Here is an 18,737-nt window from a genome sequence, read left to right on the forward strand (position 1 = left end):
AATTTTTAACCCTTCATAGATAATTCGCCGCAATAGTTACGACAAAGGCCAACCCAATGAGCAAGCTTGACCGATACGACCTGAGTATTTTGGCGGAATTGCAGCGCGACGCGAGGATCTCCAACCAGGAGTTGGCCGAGCGCATCGGCTTGTCGCCTTCGCCCTGCTCGCGCCGGGTCAAGCAGCTTGAGGACGATGGTTACATCGCGCGCCAGGTCGCCTTGCTCGATCGCAAGATGCTCGGTCTGAGCCTCACGGCCTATGTGCTGATCGGCATGGACCGCCACACACCCGAGCGTTTCGAGAATTTCGAAGCGGCCATCCGCACCCTGCCGCAAGTGCTGGAATGCAGTTTGGTCACTGGCATGGATGCGGACTATCAGTTGAAAGTGGTGGTGCCGGACATGGATCACTACCAGAAACTGCTGCTGGGCCACCTGACCCGCATTGAAGGCGTGACCAGCGTGCGATCGAGTTTTGTGCTTAACCAAGTATTGAACAGCACCGAGTTGCCGCTGACCCACCTGCGTACCTGATCGCGAAATCAATGAAGATCCAATGTGGGAGCGGGCTTGCTCGCGAATGCGGTGGATCAGTTACCTATTCGTTAACTGACAGACCGCATTCGCGAGCAAGCCCGCTCCCACATTTGGATTGCACTTCGACTCAGGTCAATGTTGCGCCTGAAGCCCTGCTTTATACTTCCCGCCTGCCCTGCCGGAAAATGCTCACATGAACAACATCGACCCCGCCGTGTTTGAAGAATGGATGATGACCGGCCTGGTCACCATTCTGATCATTTTCATGGGCTTTATCGTTTGGGACCTGGCGAAGAAATCCAAAGCCGGGCGCTTTGGCTCGTTCATTCTGTTCTTCGTACTGGGCCTGGGCGTGGCCGCGTTCATCATCAAGAGCGTGGTGATCGGCCTGATCGAATCCGGCGCCTTATAAACGCGCCGGCACTTCCTTCCATTGGCCTTGATCCAGGCCGTCAATCGACCAGTCCCCGATACGTACGCGCACCAAGCGCAAAGTCGGCAGGCCCACCGCTGCGGTCATGCGCCGCACCTGGCGGTTACGCCCTTCAGGAATCACCAACTCCAACCAGTGCGTGGGCACGCTCTTGCGAAAACGCACCGGCGGATTGCGCGGCCACAACTCAGGCTCATCCAGCTGGCGTGCCTCGGCGGGCAAAGTCATGCCGTCGTTAAGCTCCACGCCGTCACGCAGGCGCTGCAATTGCTCTTCGGTCGGTTCGCCCTCGACTTGCACCCAGTAGGTTTTCGCCAGCTTGTGCTTGGGGTCGGCAATCCGGGCCTGCAGTTGGCCATCGTTGGTCAGCAGCAGCAGGCCCTCGCTGTCACGGTCCAGGCGGCCAGCCGGGTAGATACCGGGGATGTCGATAAAATCCTTGAGGGTCGCGCGCCCGCCTTCGTCGCTGAACTGGGTCAGCACGTCGAAGGGTTTATTGAACAGGATCAACTTCGGCTCGGCCGGTGGCGCCTTGGCGACACGACGGGGAGCGCAATACGCAGGTTTCACGCCAGGGCGGCGCGAATCGGGACGGGTGGGACGGGACATGGCAAAGGAACATCTAACGGTCAGGACCGACAATGCTAGTGGCCTGACCGCTAAATGACCATCCCAACCGCTTAGCGGAACGGCGGCTCGTCGAAGCTGCGCAGTTTGCGCGAGTGCAGCGAGTTGAGTTCGGTGCGCAACAGGTCCACCGCCTCGATGCCGATCTTCAAGTGCTGGCTGACCGCACGCTCATAGAACGCGTTGGCCGAACCCGGCAGCTTGATCTCGCTGTGCAGCGGCTTGTCCGAGACGCACAGCAACGTGCCATACGGCACCCGCAGACGATAGCCCTGGGCGGCGATGGTGCCGCTTTCCATGTCCACGGCCACGGCGCGGGACAGGTTGATCAGCGGCCGTTCCTGGGCCCAACGCAGCTCCCAGTTGCGGTCGTCGTAGGTCAACACGGTGCCGGTGCGCAGGCGCTTTTTCAGCTCTTCGCCTTTCTCGCCAGTGACGTTGGCCGCCGCTTGCTGCAGGGCCATCTGCACTTCGGCCAGGGCCGGGATCGGAATATTCGGCGGCACCACGCGGTCCAGAATCCCGTCGCGGCGCATGTAGGCGTGGGCCAGTACGTAATCGCCAATGGTCTGGGATTGGCGCAGACCGCCGCAGTGGCCGATCATCAGCCAGCAATGCGGGCGCAGCACGGCCAAATGATCGGTGATGTTCTTCGCATTTGATGGGCCAACGCCGATGTTCACCAGGGTCACGCCGTGGCCATCAGTGGCCTGCAGGTGATAGGCCGGCATCTGATAACGGTGCCAGACCACGCCCGCCGCAATGGCCGAGGCTTCGCCGTGGTCCATGCTCTTGTCGATGATCACGTTGCCCGGCAGCACCATGCGGATAAACCGCGGGTCACTGCGCAATTGCTCCAGGCCATGCAGGATGAACTGGTCAACATAGCGATGGTAGTTGGTCAGCAGGATCCACGGCTGCACATGGCGCCAGTCGCTGCCGGTGTAGTGCACCAGGCGGCGCAGGGAAAAGTCCACGCGGGCGGCATCGAACAGCGCCAGCGGCAGCGGGTCGGTGTTTTCCCAGTCGTATAGGCCATCGGCGATACCGTCGGTGGCCGCGGACAGGTCGGTGCTGGGGAACACCCGCGCCAGGGTTGCGGCAGTCACGCCGGAGCCGGCCAGTTCGTCGCCCTGCTCCACCACATACGGGTAAGGAATATTCTGTTGGCTCACGCCGACTTCTACCGTCACGGTGAAGTCGTGCATCAGCGGCACCAGTTGCTCCAGCAGGTACTTACGGAACGCGGCCGGATGGGTGACGGTGACGCTGTAGGTTCCCGGCAGCTGAACCTTGGCGTACGCCCGAGTGGTCTGAGGGACTTCGCCGTGGCAGTGGTAGGTCAGGCGCAGTTCTGGATAGCGAAACAACGCGCGTTGCGCGGCGTCGGGCTCGACGCGGTCCTTGAGGTATTGCTTGAGGGCTTGATTGAGCGCACCGGTAGCACGCTCGTGAAGAGCCGCCAGCCGATCCACGGCTTCTTCGGCGGTTTGAACGACAACAAAAGCTTCGGTCACGGTAAGCATCCTGTGTTCTGACTTGCAGGCCTTTATCTTGCCTGTATCCCGGCCTCACTGAAACAGTAGGATTGGAATGCGATTAATAATGTGGGCGCGGGCTTGCTCGCGAATGCGGTGTATCAGTCACCTAATCAGTCACTGACAGACCGTATTCGCGAGCAAGCCCGCTCCCACATTTTGACCGCGTGTAGTCAGAGGGTTGGGGTTGAACGAGCAACGATCGCTTCCACCTCCACGCCACGCGGCAAGGTGCCATACACCCGACCGGACGACTCCCCCAAGCGGCTGGCAATAAACCCATCACTGACCGCCGCGTTCCCGGCCTCCAGCAACAGTTTGGCCTGCAACGCCACGGCAATGTCCTCGGTCAATTGGCGCGCACGGTACTGAATATCCTGGGTATCCATAAACGCCGACTTAAGCTGCTCGATATGCCGCGCCAGTTGCGTGTGGCCATGCCCGTCCCCGAGTTCGACAAACAGCGCCTCGAGCACGCCCGGTTCTTTCGACAGTGCCCGCAACACGTCCAGGCACTGCACATTGCCGGAACCTTCCCACGTTGAATTAACCGGCGCCTCACGGTACAAGCGCGGCAGGATGCTGTCCTCGACATACCCGGCACCGCCCATGCACTCGGCCGCCTCGTTGATCATTGCTGGCGCGCGCTTGCAGATCCAATACTTGCCCACTGCCGTCACCAGCCGGGCGAATTTGGCTTCCTGCTCGTTATCCAGATGGTCCAGTGCCCGGCCCATGCGCATGCTCAATGCCAGCGACGCCTCGCTTTCCAGGGCCAGGTCAGCCAATACGTTTTGCATCAGCGGCTGCTCACTCAACACACGGCCACTTACCAAGCGGTGCGCACAATGATGACTGGCCTGGGTCAACGCCTGACGCATCAGCGCGCTGGAGCCAACCATGCAGTCGAAGCGGGTCATGGCGACCATTTCGATAATGGTCGGCACGCCACGGCCCTCTTCGCCGATCATCCAGGCCAGCGCGCCACGAAATTCCACTTCGCTGGAGGCATTGGAGCAGTTGCCGAGTTTGTTTTTCAGGCGCTGGATGTAGAACTCGTTGCGGGTGTCATCCGGGCGGTGCCGGGGCAGCAGGAAACAGGTCAAGCCTTTGTCGGTCTGCGCCAGCGTGAGGAACGCGTCACACATCGGCGCCGAGCAGAACCACTTGTGCCCCACCAATTCATAAGCTTGCCCTGGGCCGCCCGCGCCCACCGGATACGCGCGGGTGGTGTTGGCGCGCACGTCGGTGCCACCCTGCTTCTCGGTCATGGCCATGCCGATGGTGGCCCCGGCCTTGTGGGCGATGCCGACATTGCGCGGGTCGTATTCGGTGCTGAGGATTTTCGGCAGCCAGGTCTGCGCCAGATCCGGTTGCAGGCGCAGGGCCGGCACGCAGGCGAAGGTCATGGTCAGCGGGCAACCGGTGCCCGCTTCGGCCTGGCTGTGCAGGTAGGTCATGGCGGCGCGCGCCACATGGGCGCCGGGTTGCGGGTGCGCCCACGGCAGCGACGGCAGGCCATGTTCGACGGCGGTGCGCATCAGCTCGTGGTACGCCGGATGAAACGCCACCCAGTCGATGCGATGGCCATAACGGTCATGGCTGTTGAACACCGGCTTGTTCTCGTTTGCCAGGAACCCGGCTGCCATCAACGGCCCGCCCGCCAGTGCGCCATACGCATCGATACGCGCATGTGCCCAGCCGGCGCCAAAGCGGCGCGACCAGTCTTGCAGGGGCACGTCAATGCGGTACAGGTTGGTGCCGTCCAGGGACGGTGGCTGATTGGTGACGTCGTGGGTTTCGGCGAACTGATGCAGGTTCATGACGGGCCTCCTGGAAAAAGGCCACGTGCAGTTGAGGCCTGAATTTCAGTTAAGCACCGTCACCGGGCTTAAAAAAGTGGCATACCCGCCTAATGTCCGGCGCTTTCGCCCTCTAACGGGCACAGCAGCCGACGCTCCAGCACCGCCTTCAGCGCTTCAAAACGCACAGGCTTGGCCAGCCGGTCCGTGATGCCAATGCCATGGCAGCGCTCGCGGTCCGTGCCATTGAGGGACGTCGTCAGGGCGATCACCGGCAGTTCGCCACACCCAGGCAGTGCACGGATCTGACAGCACAATGAGAACCCGCCTTCAGGCACATCCAGCAGCACCGCATCAAACGTTTCACTCTGCAACATCGCCAGCGCAGACGAACCGTTGTCCACGGTTTTCACCCGATAGCCCAGCTTGAGCAGCATGCCGCGCACCGCCAACTGGCCGACGCTGTTGTCGTCCACCAGCAGCACCGCGCACTCGTGGGGCGCGCGCTGCGTCAAGGTTTCCTGGGGCGTCGCTTTGGGTTCGGGAGGCACCGGGCTCACCGTCACTTCGAGTTGGAACCGGCTGCCCTTGCGCGGCTCCGAATGATGGGTCAGGCGCCCACCGAGCAGCTCGATCAGCTGTCGGCAGATCGCCAGGCCGATGCCCAGGCCGCCGTATTCGCGGGTGGTCGAGCCGTCGAGCTGGAAGAAGCGCTGATACAGCGTGGCCTCGTCGAGGAAAGCGAAGCCAATACCACTGTCGGTGACGATAAAGCTCAGGCGCAAGCTGCCATCGCTCTGTGGAACCCCCACCACACGCACGCGCACGGCGCCTTCGTGGGTGAACTTGAACGCGTTGTCGAGCAGGCAATCCAGGCACTGGATCAGTTTGTCGGCATCGCCGATCACGCGGTCCGGCAACTCGTCCGCTACGTCGATGGAGAATGCCAGGCCCTTGTTCTGGGCGCCGGTACTGAACTGTTGACGCAAGGTGTCGAGCGCGCCGCGCAGGCTGAACACCTGGGGTTGGGCGGTCAGGCGCCCGGCCTGCAGTTCGGTCAGAGTGAGAATGCCGTTGACCATGCGCATCATGTCCCGCGCCGAGCCGGCGGCGGTTTGCTGGTACTGCGCCAGGTCATCGTCCAGCGGCACGGTTTGCATCAGCTCAAGGGAGCCGATCACGCCGTTCATCGGGGTGCGCAGTTCATGGGTCAGGGTAGCGAGGAATTCGTCTTTCAGACGATTGCTGCGCGCGAGCTGCTGGTTGAGCACTTCGAGTTTCTGGCTGGCGTCGAACAGGATTTGCGCCTGCTGCTCACGCATGCCATTGATGCGGTCCGCCAGGGCCAACGAGAGCAGCGCCACCTCAATCGCAGAACCGAGCTGGCTGGCGTACATGGTGAGGAACATGTTGGGCAAGTAGCCCAACACCATCAGGGTGTTGACCACCCCGCCGAGCAGGAATGCCGACCAGGCGATGATGAAATACCGCGCCATGCGCTGGCCGCAATACCACGCCTTGATCGCGGCAACAAAGATGGTCACGGTAAACACCAGCGCCAGACCGGTAGCCAGGCGCAGGGCCACTGCATAGCTGGTCAGCAGCGCCAGCACCATCACCAACGCGCCGCAGGTCGCCAGCGCCAGCAAGATCCGGTCGAGCCAGCGGCTGTGCTGCGTGGTGTGCAGGAAGCTGCGCGCAAACAGGCTGCCGAACAGCGCCGCCGACCCGATCAGGAACGGCACCGCCGCATTCGACCACCACGGGTTGTTCGGCCAGAAGTACTCCACGGCCACGCCATTGACCGACAGCTGGTACAGGCCGAACGAGGCGATATAAAGGATGTAATAGAGGTAGCTGGTGTCGCGCACGCTGAGGTAGATAAACAGGTTGTAGACCAGCATCCCCAGCAGTACGCCGTAGATAGCGCCCAGTACATACAGGCGCAGCGGCTGTTCTTCCAGGTAGGCGGTGCCGGCCCAGAGCGTCAACGGCGCCTGGATCGAGCCTTCGCTTTGCAGGCGCAGGTACACGGTTTGCTGCTGGTCGGGCACAAAGTTGAGCTTGAACAGGTAGTTGCTCTGGCGCACTTCACGGCTGGAAAAGGGCAGTGCACTGCCGGTGCGAGTGGTCAGTCGGTAGCCGCCGGTGCCGTCGTTCTGGTACAGGTCCAGGCGGTTCAGCGGCGGGTACGCCAGCTCCAGGAACCAGGTACGCGGCGCGCGCGGGTCAGTGGCGGTGTAATGCAGGTCGACCTTGAGCCAGAACACCGAACGTGAATAGCCGGCATTGAGGGTGGCTTGGTCGTGGGTCTTGAACTGGGCGGCGTAGGCGGGGGAACTGACTTGGGCGATGGTGAGGGCGTCGGTAGGGTCTTCGAGTACCTGCATGACCCGGCCCAGCGGCAGGCTTCGAGTGCTCTGATTGAACTCGACGGCGCCGGCGAGCATTGGCAGCCCGCACAATAATAAGATCAGCAAATAGCGCATAGAGCCCCAGCGTGGCCTGTCCGGTTATGTCAAAAGCCCCCATTCCTTTTGAGAAGACGTATACCGGCGATACAGTAAGTTGTTTGGATCCACTCTAGCATAGCCGCTGGAGGCCATTAGACACCATTGAAATAATTTTTTGAAAGGCTCTAGAACGCGGCTTTCAACGGATTTATGCCGCAACGCTCGATAATGGCTATCGGCCACAATTACACCTGGGCAGCGGCAAAATTCAACCATCGCCAGACAGCCACGCAAAAAGCGTTTGGTGTTAAGCTCGCGCACCATGAATATCTACAGCTCTCGCCCCGTTGTCCTCTGTCTCTCCGGCCATGACCCAAGTGGTGGCGCCGGCCTGCAGGCAGATATCGAAGCCCTGCTCGCCCAAGGCTGTCATGCGGCTCCCGCCGTCACCGCCCTGACCGTGCAGAACACCGTCAATGTCAGCGATTTCCGCGTGCTCGACCGCGAGTGGGTCCTGGCCCAGGCGAATGCCGTGCTCGGCGATTCCGAGGTGGCGGCGGTCAAGCTTGGCATGCTCGGCTCCACCGCGATGGTCGACACCGTGGTCGAACTGCTGCAGGCTCACCCGCACCTGCCGGTGGTGTGCGACCCGGTGCTGCGGGCCGGCGGCGGTGGCAGCCTGGGCAAGGACGAAGTCGGCTACGCCATGCGCGAGCGGCTGCTGCCGTTGTCGCTGATCGCCACGCCCAACTTGCCTGAAGCGCGCATCCTCGCCGAATTGCCTGAGGGCACCGCGGACGAATGCGCCGAGAAGCTGCTGCCGTTTATCAAGCACTTGCTGATCACCGGCGGCCACGGCGACGAGCATCAAGTGCACAATCGCCTGTACAGCCGCGACGGCACGCGCCAGACCTTTACCTGCCAGCGCCTGCCCGGCAGCTATCATGGTTCGGGCTGCACGCTGGCCAGCGCACTGGCTGGTCGCATCGCCCAGGGCGAAGGCCTGGTCAGCGCCGTGCAGTCAGCGCTCAACTACACTTGGCGCACTTTGCGTGACGCCGAACAACTCGGCCAGGGCCAGTTCGTGCCGCGCCGTTTGCCGCTGGATTTCTGCTCTTAAAGCACAAGAGGCCTGCCCGATGAAACTACGTGGCCTGTATGCCATTACCGACAGCCAACTGTTGGCCGGCAAATTTCTCGCCTACGTCGAAGCGGCATTGGACGGCGGCTTAACCCTGCTGCAGTACCGCGACAAAAGCAGCGATGAAGCCCGCCGCCTGCGAGAAGCGGAGAAACTGCGCGAGCTGTGCTCGCGCTACAAGACCCAGCTTATTATCAATGACGACGCCGAACTGGCCGCGCGCCTGGGCGTGGGCGTACACCTGGGCCAAACCGACGGCCCACTGACTCCGGCTCGAGCGTTGCTCGGTTCCAAAGCGATCATCGGCGCCACCTGCCACAGCCAGATCGAATTGGCCGAACAGGCCGCCAAAGAAGGCGCCAGCTACGTCGCCTTCGGCCGCTTCTTCAATTCCAACACCAAGCCCGGCGCACCCGCCGCCACCGTTGAAATGCTGGCGCAGGCCCGCGCGCGCCTGCAGCTGCCGATCTGCGTGATCGGCGGCGTCACCCTGGAAAACGCCGAACCGCTGGTGGCCCACGGCGCCGACCTGCTCGCCGTGGTGCACGGCCTGTTCGGTGCCGACAGCACCCAGGAAGTCACGCGCCGCGCGCGCGCATTCAACGATCTTCTTAAAATTTCAGTTTAGAGAGCCCGACCATGTCCCGTTCCGAAACCCTGTTTGCCAATGCCCAGAAACACATTCCCGGCGGTGTGAACTCCCCCGTGCGTGCGTTCAAGAGCGTGGGCGGCACGCCGTTGTTCTTCAAGCATGCCGAAGGCGCCTACGTCACCGACGAAGATGACAAGCGCTACGTTGACTACGTGGGTTCCTGGGGCCCGATGATCCTCGGCCACAGCCACCCGGACGTGCTCGATGCAGTGCGCCAGCAGTTGCAACACGGCCTGTCCTACGGCGCCCCGACCGCCATGGAAACCGAAATGGCGGACTTGGTGTGCTCGATCGTGCCGTCGATGGAAATGGTGCGCATGGTCAGCTCCGGCACCGAGGCCACCATGAGCGCGATTCGCCTGGCCCGTGGTTTTACCGGCCGCGACAGCATCATCAAGTTCGAAGGCTGCTACCACGGCCACTCCGACAGCCTGCTGGTAAAAGCCGGTTCCGGCGCGCTGACTCAGGGCGTACCAAGCTCGGCCGGTGTACCGGCGGCCTTCGCCAAGCACACCCTGACCCTGCCCTTCAACGACATCGCCGCGGTCGAGCAGATGCTCAGTGAAGTAGGCCAAGAGGTGGCATGCATCATCGTCGAGCCGGTCGCCGGCAACATGAACTGCGTACCGCCGGCGCCTGGTTTCCTTGAAGGCCTGCGCGAGCAGTGCGACAAGCACGGCGTAGTGCTGATTTTCGACGAAGTCATGACCGGTTTCCGTGTCGCCCTCGGTGGCGCCCAGGCTTACTACGGCGTCACGCCGGACCTGAGCACCTTCGGCAAGATCATTGGCGGCGGCATGCCGGTGGGTTGCTTCGGCGGCAAGCGCGACATCATGCAGCACATCGCGCCGCTGGGCCCGGTGTACCAGGCGGGCACCTTGTCGGGTAACCCATTGGCGATGGCGGCCGGCCTGACCACCTTGCGCCTGATCAGCCGCCCGGGTTTTCACGCCGAGCTGACCGACTACACCACGCGCCTGCTCGATGGCCTGCAACAGCGCGCCGATGCTGCCGGTATCCCGTTCGTCACCACGCAAGCCGGCGGCATGTTCGGCCTGTACTTCAGCGGTGCCGACGATATCGTCACCTTCGATGACGTGATGGGCAGCGATGCCGACCTGTTCAAGCGCTTCTTCCACCTGATGCTGGAAGGCGGCGTTTACCTGGCACCGAGCGCCTTTGAAGCGGGCTTCACCTCGATCGCCCATGGCGATACAGAGTTGAAATTGACCCTGGATGCTGCCGAGCGCGCCTTCGCGGCCCTGAAATAAGGGGCATATCAAGCTGACGTTGCCTTGGGTGACGTCAGAATTTGCTACTTTGCTTACAGCGCTTTCCTGCATTTTTCGAGAAATCACCTGCAATCCGGCAGATAACTTGCCCACGCAGCAGAAAAACGAGTAAAGACTTTGTAAGCAGAGGCCTGCTTATTTCATAATGCGCGCTTATTGGACCCCCGAGGGTCCGCGCGCCCCGTCAGAGGTAAGTCGATTCCCATGAAACGCACCGGCCGCACCCTGGTTCTGGGCTGCCTGTTGCTCCTTCAGCCGCTGCTGGCACATGCACAAGCACAAGCAGGCGGCAACTCGTTGTTAATCCCAGCGATGGGTCGTTGCACCCTCAATACCCAGCCAGACAGCCAGGCCGAAGCCCTGAGCGCGTGCCAGAAACAGGCCGACGGCGGGGATGCGCAGGCGCAATACGAGTTGGGCGAGTACTACCACGACGACAAAAACACCGCGCGCGACCTCAACAAAGCCTTGAGCTACTTCGAGAAAGCGTCGTTGCAGGGCCACGCCCAGGCGCAATTTCAGTTGGGCAACATGTTCTTCAAAGGCGAAGGCGTGCCGGCCAACAACGTCCAGGCGTACATCGTGCTGAAAATGGCCGCGGTCAACGGCGCTGAAGACGCGCTGGACACCGCCGACGAAGTCGCCGAGCACATGCAGCGTGATGAGTTGGAAGTGGCAACCCAGGTGCTGGGCCAGATCTTCCGCAATTACTTGCAGGAATTGCAGAGTGCGGATGGGCGTTCGCCGTTCTCGCCATTGCCTTAAATTTTCAGTGCCTTTTTAGGCCCTTTCGCGAGCAAGCCCGCTCCCACACTTGACCGAGTTCCAGCATAGGAACGCGGTCGAGTGTGGGAGCGGGCTTGCCTGCGATGGGCACACCTCGGTCTAACGCCCTACTTCTCAGGCATCGGCATCGGAAACGGCATGACATTGCTGGTACCACGCGCCTCGCTGATCTTCGGCGTGCCCAGGCGCTCGACTTCGTCGATGCGCACAATCGAATGCATCGGCACAAAGCTGCGCACCACGCCTTCAAACTGCGCCTTCAGCTTTTCCTCGCCCGGATCGACGACCAACTGGGTGCGCTCGCCAAAGACGAACTCTTCCACTTCCAGGAAGCCCCACAGATCACTTTGATAGATCTGCTTGGCGTACATTTCGAACACCTGGCCCTGGTTAAGGAAAATCACCTTATAGATTGGAGCTTCACGTTTGGTCATGGTGGGCGAATAACACATCGGGGATATAAAAGAGGGCGCGAACTATAGCATGGCACCCGATGCACAACGCTAGGAACCAATGGGCATGCCCCCTATAATGCGCGGTTCTTTACCACCAGTTGATGATTCCCATGGCCAAGAAGCTTTACATCGAAACCCACGGTTGCCAGATGAACGAGTACGACAGCTCGCGCATGGTCGATCTGCTGGGCGAACATCAGGCCCTGGAAGTCACCGCCCGCGCCGAAGATGCCGACGTTATCCTGCTCAATACCTGCTCGATTCGTGAGCGCGCCCAGGACCGTGTGTACTCTCAACTGGGCCGCTGGCGCGAGTTGAAACTGGCCAACCCGGACATGGTGATTGCCGTTGGCGGCTGCGTGGCCAGCCAGGAAGGCGCCGCGATCCGCGACCGCGCGCCCTACGTCGACGTGGTCTTCGGCCCGCAAACCTTGCACCGCCTGCCGGAAATGATCGACGCGGCACGTATCACCAAGCTGCCGCAGGTGGATGTGTCGTTCCCGGAAATCGAAAAATTCGACCACTTGCCCGAGCCGCGCATCGACGGCCCGAGCGCCTATGTGTCGGTGATGGAAGGCTGCAGCAAGTACTGCACCTTCTGCGTGGTGCCCTACACCCGTGGTGAAGAAGTCAGCCGGCCGTTTGATGACGTGCTGGCGGAAATTATCCACCTGGCCGAAAACGGTGTGCGCGAAGTGACCCTGCTGGGCCAAAACGTCAACGGCTATCGCGGCCAGACCCACGATGGTCGCCTGGCCGACCTCGCAGAGTTGATCCGCGTGGTGGCCGCCGTCGATGGCATCGAGCGCATTCGCTACACCACCTCGCACCCGCTGGAGTTCTCCGACAGCCTGATCCAGGCCCACGCCGAAGTGCCGGAGCTGGTCAAACACCTGCACTTGCCGGTGCAATCGGGCTCGGACCGCATTCTGTCGGCAATGAAGCGCAACCACACCGCCCTGGAATACAAATCCAAACTGCGCAAATTGCGCGCGGCGGTACCGGGTATCTGCATCAGTTCGGACTTCATCGTCGGCTTTCCTGGGGAGACCGAGAAAGATTTCGAGCAGACCATGAAGCTGATCGAAGACGTCGGTTTCGACTTCTCCTACTCGTTCGTCTACAGCCAGCGCCCGGGCACCCCGGCTGCCGACTTGGCGGATGAAACCCCCGAAGCGCTGAAAAAAGAGCGCCTGAATGCTCTGCAACATCGCCTGAACCAGCAAGGTTTCGAAATCAGCCGACAAATGGTCGGCTCGATCCAGCGCATCCTGGTCACCGACTATTCGAAAAAAGACCCGGGCGAGCTGCAAGGCCGTACCGAAAACAACCGCATCGTCAACTTCCGCTGCGACAACCCGACCCTGATCGGCCAGTTTGCCGATGTGCACATTGACGCGGCGCAACCGCACTCGTTGCGCGGGTCGTTGGTTCAGTAACCCACCCATATTGCTGACTGGTAGAGATCAAAATGTGGGAGCGGGCTTTCTCGCGAATGCGGTGGATCAGTTGATACATGGATTAGCTGACACACCGCATTCGCGAGCAAGCCCGCTCCCACATGGGAACCGTGCTGCACTTGGGCTAGATAAGTGCTTTCGCACGTCGACGGCTGGCGTTATCCTCTCTTTCACCTCAACAGCCAAAGGGCGGCTAAAAGCGACCTTGAACGCACCCATAGAACCTCATCGTTTTCTCCTCGAGCCTTTTGAGGCTCGCCGTTTCGCCAACCTGTGCGGACAGTTCGACGAGCACCTGCGCCTGATCGAACAACGCCTGAGCATCGAGATCCGCAACCGCGGCAATCAGTTCGAGCTAATTGGTGAACCTCAGCACACCACGTCTGCAGAAAACCTGCTCCGCCGCCTCTACCGCGAAACCAAGGGTAGCGAGCTGTCGCCGGAGACCGTGCACCTGTACCTGCAGGAATCTGCCGTGCAAGACCTGGCGAACAACCCGGTTGCCGAAGCCAGCGTGGCCCTGCGCACCAAAAAAGGCATGATTCGCCCACGCGGCTTGAATCAGCAGCGCTACGTCAAAGAAATCCTCGGCAACGACATCAATTTCGGCATCGGCCCCGCCGGTACCGGCAAGACCTACCTGGCCGTGGCCTGTGCGGTGGACGCCCTGGAGCGCGAGCAAGTACGCCGCATCCTGCTGGTGCGCCCGGCGGTCGAGGCCGGCGAAAAGCTTGGCTTCCTGCCCGGCGACCTGGCCCAGAAGATCGACCCGTACCTGCGCCCGCTCTATGACGCGCTGTACGAGATGCTCGGCTTTGAATACGTGGCCAAACTGATCGAGCGCCAGGTGATCGAGATCGCCCCGCTGGCCTACATGCGTGGGCGTACGCTGAACAACAGCTTCATCATCCTCGACGAAAGCCAGAACACCACCGTCGAACAGATGAAGATGTTCCTGACCCGTATCGGTTTCGGCTCAACCGCCGTGATCACCGGTGACGTGACCCAGGTCGACCTGCCCAAGGGCACCAAGTCGGGCCTGGCCCAGGTCATCGAAGTGCTCAAGGACGTGCCGGGCATCAGCTTTACGCATTTCATGCCCAAAGACGTAGTGCGTCACCCGCTGGTGCAGCGCATCGTCGAAGCCTACGAGCGCTTCGACCACAAGGACGATGCACCCGCCAAGGACGTTCGCCGCGATGCTTGAGCTTGACCTGCAGCTGGCCACCGAAGCGCCCGCCCCCAGCGAAGAACAGTTCCGCCAATGGTGCACGCTGGCCCTGCGCCAGCGCACCGCCGACTCGGAGCTGACCATCCGCCTGGTGGACGAGCCCGAAGGCCGCGAACTGAATCACACTTGGCGTCAAAAGGATTACGCGACCAACGTGCTGTCCTTCCCAGCCGACGTGCCGGATGAGTTACTGGACATCCCGCTGCTGGGCGACTTGGTGATCTGTGTCGAGGTGGTGGAACGCGAAGCCAAGGAGCAAGGCAAGGAACTTGAGGCCCATTGGGCCCATCTAGTGATCCACGGCTGCTTGCATCTCTTGGGTTACGACCATATAGGCGATGACGAAGCGCTAGAGATGGAAACACTGGAACAAACGTTGCTTGCTGAATTGGGTCACCGCGACCCTTATGCAGACGACGAAATCGAAACTACACCTCACTGAAACAACAAAGGATTTAGAGTAATCGCTATGAGCGAAGACCGATCGAGCAACGGGCAGAAGTCATGGCTGGGTAAATTGACCCAGGCTTTTGCCCACGAGCCGAAAAACCGCCAGGAGCTGCTTGAGCTGCTGCGCGAGGCCCATCAGAACAAGTTGCTGGACAGCGAAGCGCTGGCCATCGTCGAAGGCGCCATTCAGGTGGCTGACCTGCAAGTCCGGGACATCATGGTCCCGCGTTCGCAGATGATCAGCATCAAGGCGACCCAGACCCCTCGGGAATTCCTCCCGGCCGTGATCGACTCGGCGCACTCGCGCTACCCGGTGATCGGTGAAAGCCATGACGACGTCATGGGTGTCCTGTTGGCCAAGGACCTGCTGCCGTTGATCCTCAAGGAGAACGGCGACAACTTCAACATCAAGGACCTGCTGCGTCCGGCCACCTTCGTGCCTGAATCCAAGCGCCTGAATGTGCTGTTGCGTGAATTTCGCGCCAACCACAATCACATGGCCATCGTGATCGACGAATACGGTGGCGTGGCCGGTCTGGTGACCATCGAAGACGTGCTGGAACAGATCGTCGGCGACATCGAAGACGAGCACGACGTCGAAGAAGACAGCTACATCAAGCCGCTGCCCAGCGGTGATTTCCTGGTCAAGGCGCTCACGCCGATCGAGAACTTCAACGCGTTCTTCGACAGCGAATTCTCCGACGACGAGTTCGACACCGTCGGCGGCCTGGTAATGAGCGCGTTCGGGCATCTGCCCAAACGTAACGAGACCACCGAGATCGGCGCCTATCGCTTCCGCATCCTGAATGCCGACAGCCGCCGCATCCATCTGATTCGCCTGACACCTATTGCCCGCTAAGGATTGATATGCGCCGTCTGACCCGCCCCGGCTGGCCCGGTAACTTGCTGGCCGTGGTGGCCGGCGCCATCACCACCCTGGCGCTGGCGCCGTTCGATCTGTGGCCATTTGCACTGCTGGCGATCGGGTTGTTCTATATCGGCCTGCGCGAGCTGACGCCACGTCAGGCCTTGGGCCGTGGCTGGTGCTTCGGCTTCGGCCTGTTTGGCGCCGGCACCAGCTGGATCTACTACAGCATTCACCATTTCGGCGGCGCTTCGGTGCTGCTGGCTGGCTTTTTGATGCTGCTGTTTACCGCCGCCATCGCCTGGTTTTTCGCCCTGCCCGCCTGGCTGTGGGCGCGCTGGCTGCGCCGTAATGAAGCGCCGTTGGCCGACGCGCTGACGTTTGCTGCGTTGTGGGTCGGCCAGGAGGCGTTTCGCGGCTGGTTCCTCACCGGCTTCCCCTGGCTCTACTCTGGCTACAGTCAACTCGACGGCCCACTTACCGGCCTCGCGCCGCTGGGCGGGATGTGGCTGATTTCCTTCGCGCTGGCACTGACCGCTGCGGTGCTGTGCAACCTGCCACGCCTGCTGGCGAGCAAGCGCAACGGGTTCATCGGCGCAGGCCTGATTCTGCTGGTTGCCCCCTGGGCCATCGGCCTGGCGCTCAAGCACCACGCCTGGACCGCGCCCTCGGGCGCGCCCCTGACGGTGGCAGCGATCCAGGGCAACGTCGAACAAAGCATGAAGTGGGACCCGGAGCAGCTCAATGCGCAGTTGGCGCTGTACCGCGACATGAGCTTCAGCTCCAAGCGCGTCGACCTGTTGGTGTGGCCGGAAACCGCCGTGCCGGTGCTCAAGGATTCCGTCGAAGGCTATCTGGGCATGATGGGCAAGTTTGCTGCAGACCGGCACACGGCGCTGATCACCGGCGTGCCGATCCGCCAGGAAGTGCACCACCAGAAGCGTTTCTTCAATGGCATCACCGTGGTCGGTGAAGGCGAAGGCACCTACCTTAAGCAGAAGCTGGTGCCGTTTGGTGAATACGTGCCGCTGCAAGACATGCTGCGCGGGCTGATTGCGTTCTTCGACCTGCCGATGTCGGACTTTGCGCGCGGCCCGGCTGACCAGGCGATGCTGCAGGCCAAGGGCTATCAGATTGCGCCCTTCATTTGCTATGAAGTGGTGTACCCGGAATTTGCCGCCGGCCTGTCGGCCCAGAGCGACCTCTTGCTGACCATCAGTAATGACACCTGGTTTGGCCGCTCCATCGGCCCGCTGCAACACCTGCAAATGGCGCAGATGCGCGCATTGGAGGCTGGCCGCTGGATGATTCGGGCGACCAACAACGGCGTTACCGGCCTGATCAACCCGTTCGGGCAGATCACCGCGCAGATCCCGCAGTTCGAGCGCGGGATCCTGTACGGCGAAGTGGTGCCGATGCATAACCTCACGCCGTACCTGCAATGGCGCTCATGGCCGTTGATCATCGTCTGCCTGGGGCTGTTTGGCTGGGCGTTGCTGGCGGGCCGGATGTCCAAGACGGTCTGACAGACAAACCCAAAATCAATGTGGGAGCGGGCTTGCTCGCGAACAGGGTGCATCAGCTAACGAACAGGCTGACGGACGCACCGCTTCGCGAGCAAGCCCGCTCCCACATAAGCCCACCGCACCGTTGATTCTCGGTGTTATCGATAAAACACCCGATACCCCACCTGCCCCACCGCCTCATTGATCAACTGCCCGCTGCGCCACACCGATACAAACTCGGGCATCCAGCCGCCGAGTGGCCGGGCATTGTCCACGCCCAAGAAACCCACCGGCCCCGGCACCACGGTGAAGCCGGCCTTCTCAAAACTCCACACCGCGCGCGGCATGTGCCAGGCCTGGGTCACCACCACCACGCGCTTGATGCCTTGGGGCAGCAGTATCTCGGCACTCATCTGCGCGTTTTCCCAGGTGGTGCGGCTGCGTTCTTCCTTCCAGCGCACCGTCACGCCGAAGTCATCCTGCATCGACACGGCCATCAACTGCGCCTCACTGGGCGGCGTGCCGTAGTGCAAGCCGCCGCTGGTCAATACCGGCAACCCGGAGGCCTTGGCCAGTCGCGCGGCATACCGCTGGCGCTCAAGACCGATGCCGGTGGGCTGATCACTGCCCCAGGCCGGATCACCGCGTTCGCGCCCGGAGCCCAGCACCACAATGGCATCGGCGTGCTGCGCCAATGTTGCCCACGCGTCACGCGCCAATGGTGGCTCGGTTTCCAGCGCATGCGCGCCCCATTGCACCATCACCGGCAGGCTGATCAGCCACATCCCGCCCAACCCCACTACAAAGCAAAACCCGGCCAGGCGCGGGCGGCTTTTACGAAACCACCAGGCAAACACCAGCAACAGCAAAAAAATGCCGGGCGGCAAGAGCAATTGTTTAATGAAATAACGAAAAGGCATCGGGCATCTCCAAAGATGCCCGAAGCCTAGATGCAACGGGGTTTAGCGACAATCTTTACCAACACATTTCGAGAAGGTCACTGGATAACGCGATGTTTCACCGAACGGCCCGAAGCTTTTCGGGGCCGCGACCGGCCGCCACATCCTTCAGCCAGACCACCTTGGCCGAACGTGATGGCGCCTGGGCTGGCGGGGAAGCCTGCCCTTGAGAGGCACGGTGGTGATTCAATTCCAGGTAAACCTTGATCAATTCAAGCTCAGCCTGGCTCAAGCCTCGCAACTCCAATTCCAGAGGCCGTTCATCACGCAATCGGCCTGCGGTTCTGGCGGCATCCAATGCCCGACCCAAACGGTCGATCAGTCCTTGGTACAACTGCGGTTTCGTTAAAGTTCGCTGCGATTCAACCATCCCCTCACCTCATTGAAGATAAGACTCACTCCCCAATAAACAGCGTAGTCCCCGTGGCTGCGCCTGCCCGGCGCCGCGACAGACGGCCCTGCCTGCGCAATCAGGGTTTCCCTCGATAGAGTGGGGTCATGTATGCTACGGCGCTTCCTGTAACTCCACTTCCCGCAGGGTTTGGGCAC

18 protein-coding genes are annotated in these 18,737 nt (G+C 61.4%); 11 read left to right on the forward strand and 7 right to left on the reverse strand.

Translation table 11 applies throughout. The annotated features are described in order from the left end of the window. Nucleotides 1–56 precede the first annotated feature (56 nt). Both AACW30_RS27845 and AACW30_RS27850 read left to right on the forward strand, forming a co-directional pair. The gene (locus AACW30_RS27845; RefSeq protein ID WP_003194418.1) at nucleotides 57–536 is read left to right on the forward strand and encodes an Lrp/AsnC family transcriptional regulator; all 480 of its coding nucleotides are present in this window, start codon (nucleotides 57–59) and stop codon (nucleotides 534–536) included. A 205-nt stretch (nucleotides 537–741) separates the two neighbouring features. Further along, nucleotides 742–951, forward strand: coding sequence for a DUF2788 domain-containing protein (locus AACW30_RS27850; protein WP_007975837.1), 210 nt, complete (start codon nucleotides 742–744; stop codon nucleotides 949–951). On the opposite strand, the gene AACW30_RS27855 is transcribed toward AACW30_RS27850, so the two are convergent. The 4 genes from AACW30_RS27855 to AACW30_RS27870 form a co-directional block, all read right to left on the reverse strand. Continuing rightward, a complete protein-coding gene (locus AACW30_RS27855) occupies nucleotides 946–1,581 on the reverse strand; it encodes a pseudouridine synthase (protein WP_234452539.1) in 636 nt (211 codons plus the stop codon). The genes AACW30_RS27850 and AACW30_RS27855 overlap by 6 nt on opposite strands. 71 nt (nucleotides 1,582–1,652) lie before the next feature. Next, on the reverse strand, nucleotides 1,653–3,125 hold the full coding sequence (gene amn, locus AACW30_RS27860; protein ID WP_164487962.1) for an AMP nucleosidase: 1,473 nt from the start codon (nucleotides 3,123–3,125) through the stop codon (nucleotides 1,653–1,655). A 185-nt stretch (nucleotides 3,126–3,310) separates the two neighbouring features. Next, the gene (locus tag AACW30_RS27865; RefSeq protein WP_200623926.1) at nucleotides 3,311–4,960 is read right to left on the reverse strand and encodes an acyl-CoA dehydrogenase family protein; all 1,650 of its coding nucleotides are present in this window, start codon (nucleotides 4,958–4,960) and stop codon (nucleotides 3,311–3,313) included. Between the two features lie 89 nt (nucleotides 4,961–5,049). Continuing rightward, the gene (locus tag AACW30_RS27870) at nucleotides 5,050–7,428 is read right to left on the reverse strand and encodes a hybrid sensor histidine kinase/response regulator (protein ID WP_200623927.1); all 2,379 of its coding nucleotides are present in this window, start codon (nucleotides 7,426–7,428) and stop codon (nucleotides 5,050–5,052) included. Between the two features lie 286 nt (nucleotides 7,429–7,714). Between AACW30_RS27870 and AACW30_RS27875 the strand changes: the two genes are divergently transcribed. The 4 genes from AACW30_RS27875 to AACW30_RS27890 all read left to right on the forward strand — a co-directional run bounded on the left by AACW30_RS27875 (nucleotide 7,715) and on the right by AACW30_RS27890 (nucleotide 11,242). Continuing rightward, on the forward strand, nucleotides 7,715–8,512 hold the full coding sequence (locus AACW30_RS27875) for a hydroxymethylpyrimidine/phosphomethylpyrimidine kinase (protein ID WP_106579357.1): 798 nt from the start codon (nucleotides 7,715–7,717) through the stop codon (nucleotides 8,510–8,512). Between the two features lie 19 nt (nucleotides 8,513–8,531). Next, the gene (gene thiE, locus AACW30_RS27880) at nucleotides 8,532–9,161 is read left to right on the forward strand and encodes a thiamine phosphate synthase (protein WP_200623928.1); all 630 of its coding nucleotides are present in this window, start codon (nucleotides 8,532–8,534) and stop codon (nucleotides 9,159–9,161) included. An 11-nt stretch (nucleotides 9,162–9,172) separates the two neighbouring features. Then, complete coding sequence (hemL, locus tag AACW30_RS27885; RefSeq protein ID WP_200623929.1) at nucleotides 9,173–10,456, forward strand: glutamate-1-semialdehyde 2,1-aminomutase; 1,284 nt, start codon at nucleotides 9,173–9,175, stop codon at nucleotides 10,454–10,456. A 225-nt stretch (nucleotides 10,457–10,681) separates the two neighbouring features. Continuing rightward, on the forward strand, nucleotides 10,682–11,242 hold the full coding sequence (locus AACW30_RS27890; protein WP_200623930.1) for a tetratricopeptide repeat protein: 561 nt from the start codon (nucleotides 10,682–10,684) through the stop codon (nucleotides 11,240–11,242). 128 nt (nucleotides 11,243–11,370) lie between these two features. Here AACW30_RS27890 and AACW30_RS27895 read toward each other — a convergent pair whose 3' ends face one another. Next, the gene (locus AACW30_RS27895) at nucleotides 11,371–11,697 is read right to left on the reverse strand and encodes a DUF1820 family protein (RefSeq protein ID WP_003194436.1); all 327 of its coding nucleotides are present in this window, start codon (nucleotides 11,695–11,697) and stop codon (nucleotides 11,371–11,373) included. Between the two features lie 131 nt (nucleotides 11,698–11,828). On the opposite strand from AACW30_RS27895, the gene miaB reads away from it, so the two are divergent. The 5 genes from miaB to lnt all read left to right on the forward strand — a co-directional run bounded on the left by miaB (nucleotide 11,829) and on the right by lnt (nucleotide 17,250). Further along, nucleotides 11,829–13,157 carry a tRNA (N6-isopentenyl adenosine(37)-C2)-methylthiotransferase MiaB gene (gene miaB, locus AACW30_RS27900; protein ID WP_106579361.1) on the forward strand — a complete coding sequence of 443 codons (1,329 nt, stop codon included), beginning with the start codon at nucleotides 11,829–11,831 and terminating at the stop codon, nucleotides 13,155–13,157. Between the two features lie 226 nt (nucleotides 13,158–13,383). After that, nucleotides 13,384–14,385, forward strand: coding sequence for a PhoH family protein (locus tag AACW30_RS27905; protein WP_106579362.1), 1,002 nt, complete (start codon nucleotides 13,384–13,386; stop codon nucleotides 14,383–14,385). Continuing rightward, entirely contained in the window at nucleotides 14,378–14,851 is a 474-nt protein-coding gene (gene ybeY, locus AACW30_RS27910) for an rRNA maturation RNase YbeY (protein ID WP_200623931.1), read from the forward strand. Before AACW30_RS27905 ends, ybeY begins: the two co-directional genes overlap by 8 nt. 27 nt (nucleotides 14,852–14,878) lie before the next feature. Next, on the forward strand, nucleotides 14,879–15,718 hold the full coding sequence (locus AACW30_RS27915) for an HlyC/CorC family transporter (RefSeq protein WP_200623932.1): 840 nt from the start codon (nucleotides 14,879–14,881) through the stop codon (nucleotides 15,716–15,718). Between the two features lie 8 nt (nucleotides 15,719–15,726). Beyond that, nucleotides 15,727–17,250, forward strand: a complete 1,524-nt coding sequence (gene lnt, locus AACW30_RS27920) for an apolipoprotein N-acyltransferase (RefSeq protein WP_106579364.1) — start codon at nucleotides 15,727–15,729, stop codon at nucleotides 17,248–17,250. A gap of 137 nt (nucleotides 17,251–17,387) precedes the next feature. Here the strand turns inward: lnt and AACW30_RS27925 are convergent, their stop codons facing one another. Beyond that, nucleotides 17,388–18,149: a YdcF family protein gene (locus AACW30_RS27925; protein WP_200623933.1), complete on the reverse strand. Its 762-nt coding sequence runs from the start codon at nucleotides 18,147–18,149 to the stop codon at nucleotides 17,388–17,390. Between the two features lie 97 nt (nucleotides 18,150–18,246). Then, nucleotides 18,247–18,558, reverse strand: coding sequence for a hypothetical protein (locus AACW30_RS27930; RefSeq protein WP_119740902.1), 312 nt, complete (start codon nucleotides 18,556–18,558; stop codon nucleotides 18,247–18,249). Nucleotides 18,559–18,737 lie beyond the last annotated feature (179 nt).

Origin of the sequence: Pseudomonas sp. MF6747 (assembly GCF_963890955.1) — a bacterium.
In the GTDB taxonomy this organism is placed as follows: Bacteria; Pseudomonadota; Gammaproteobacteria; order Pseudomonadales; family Pseudomonadaceae; genus Aquipseudomonas.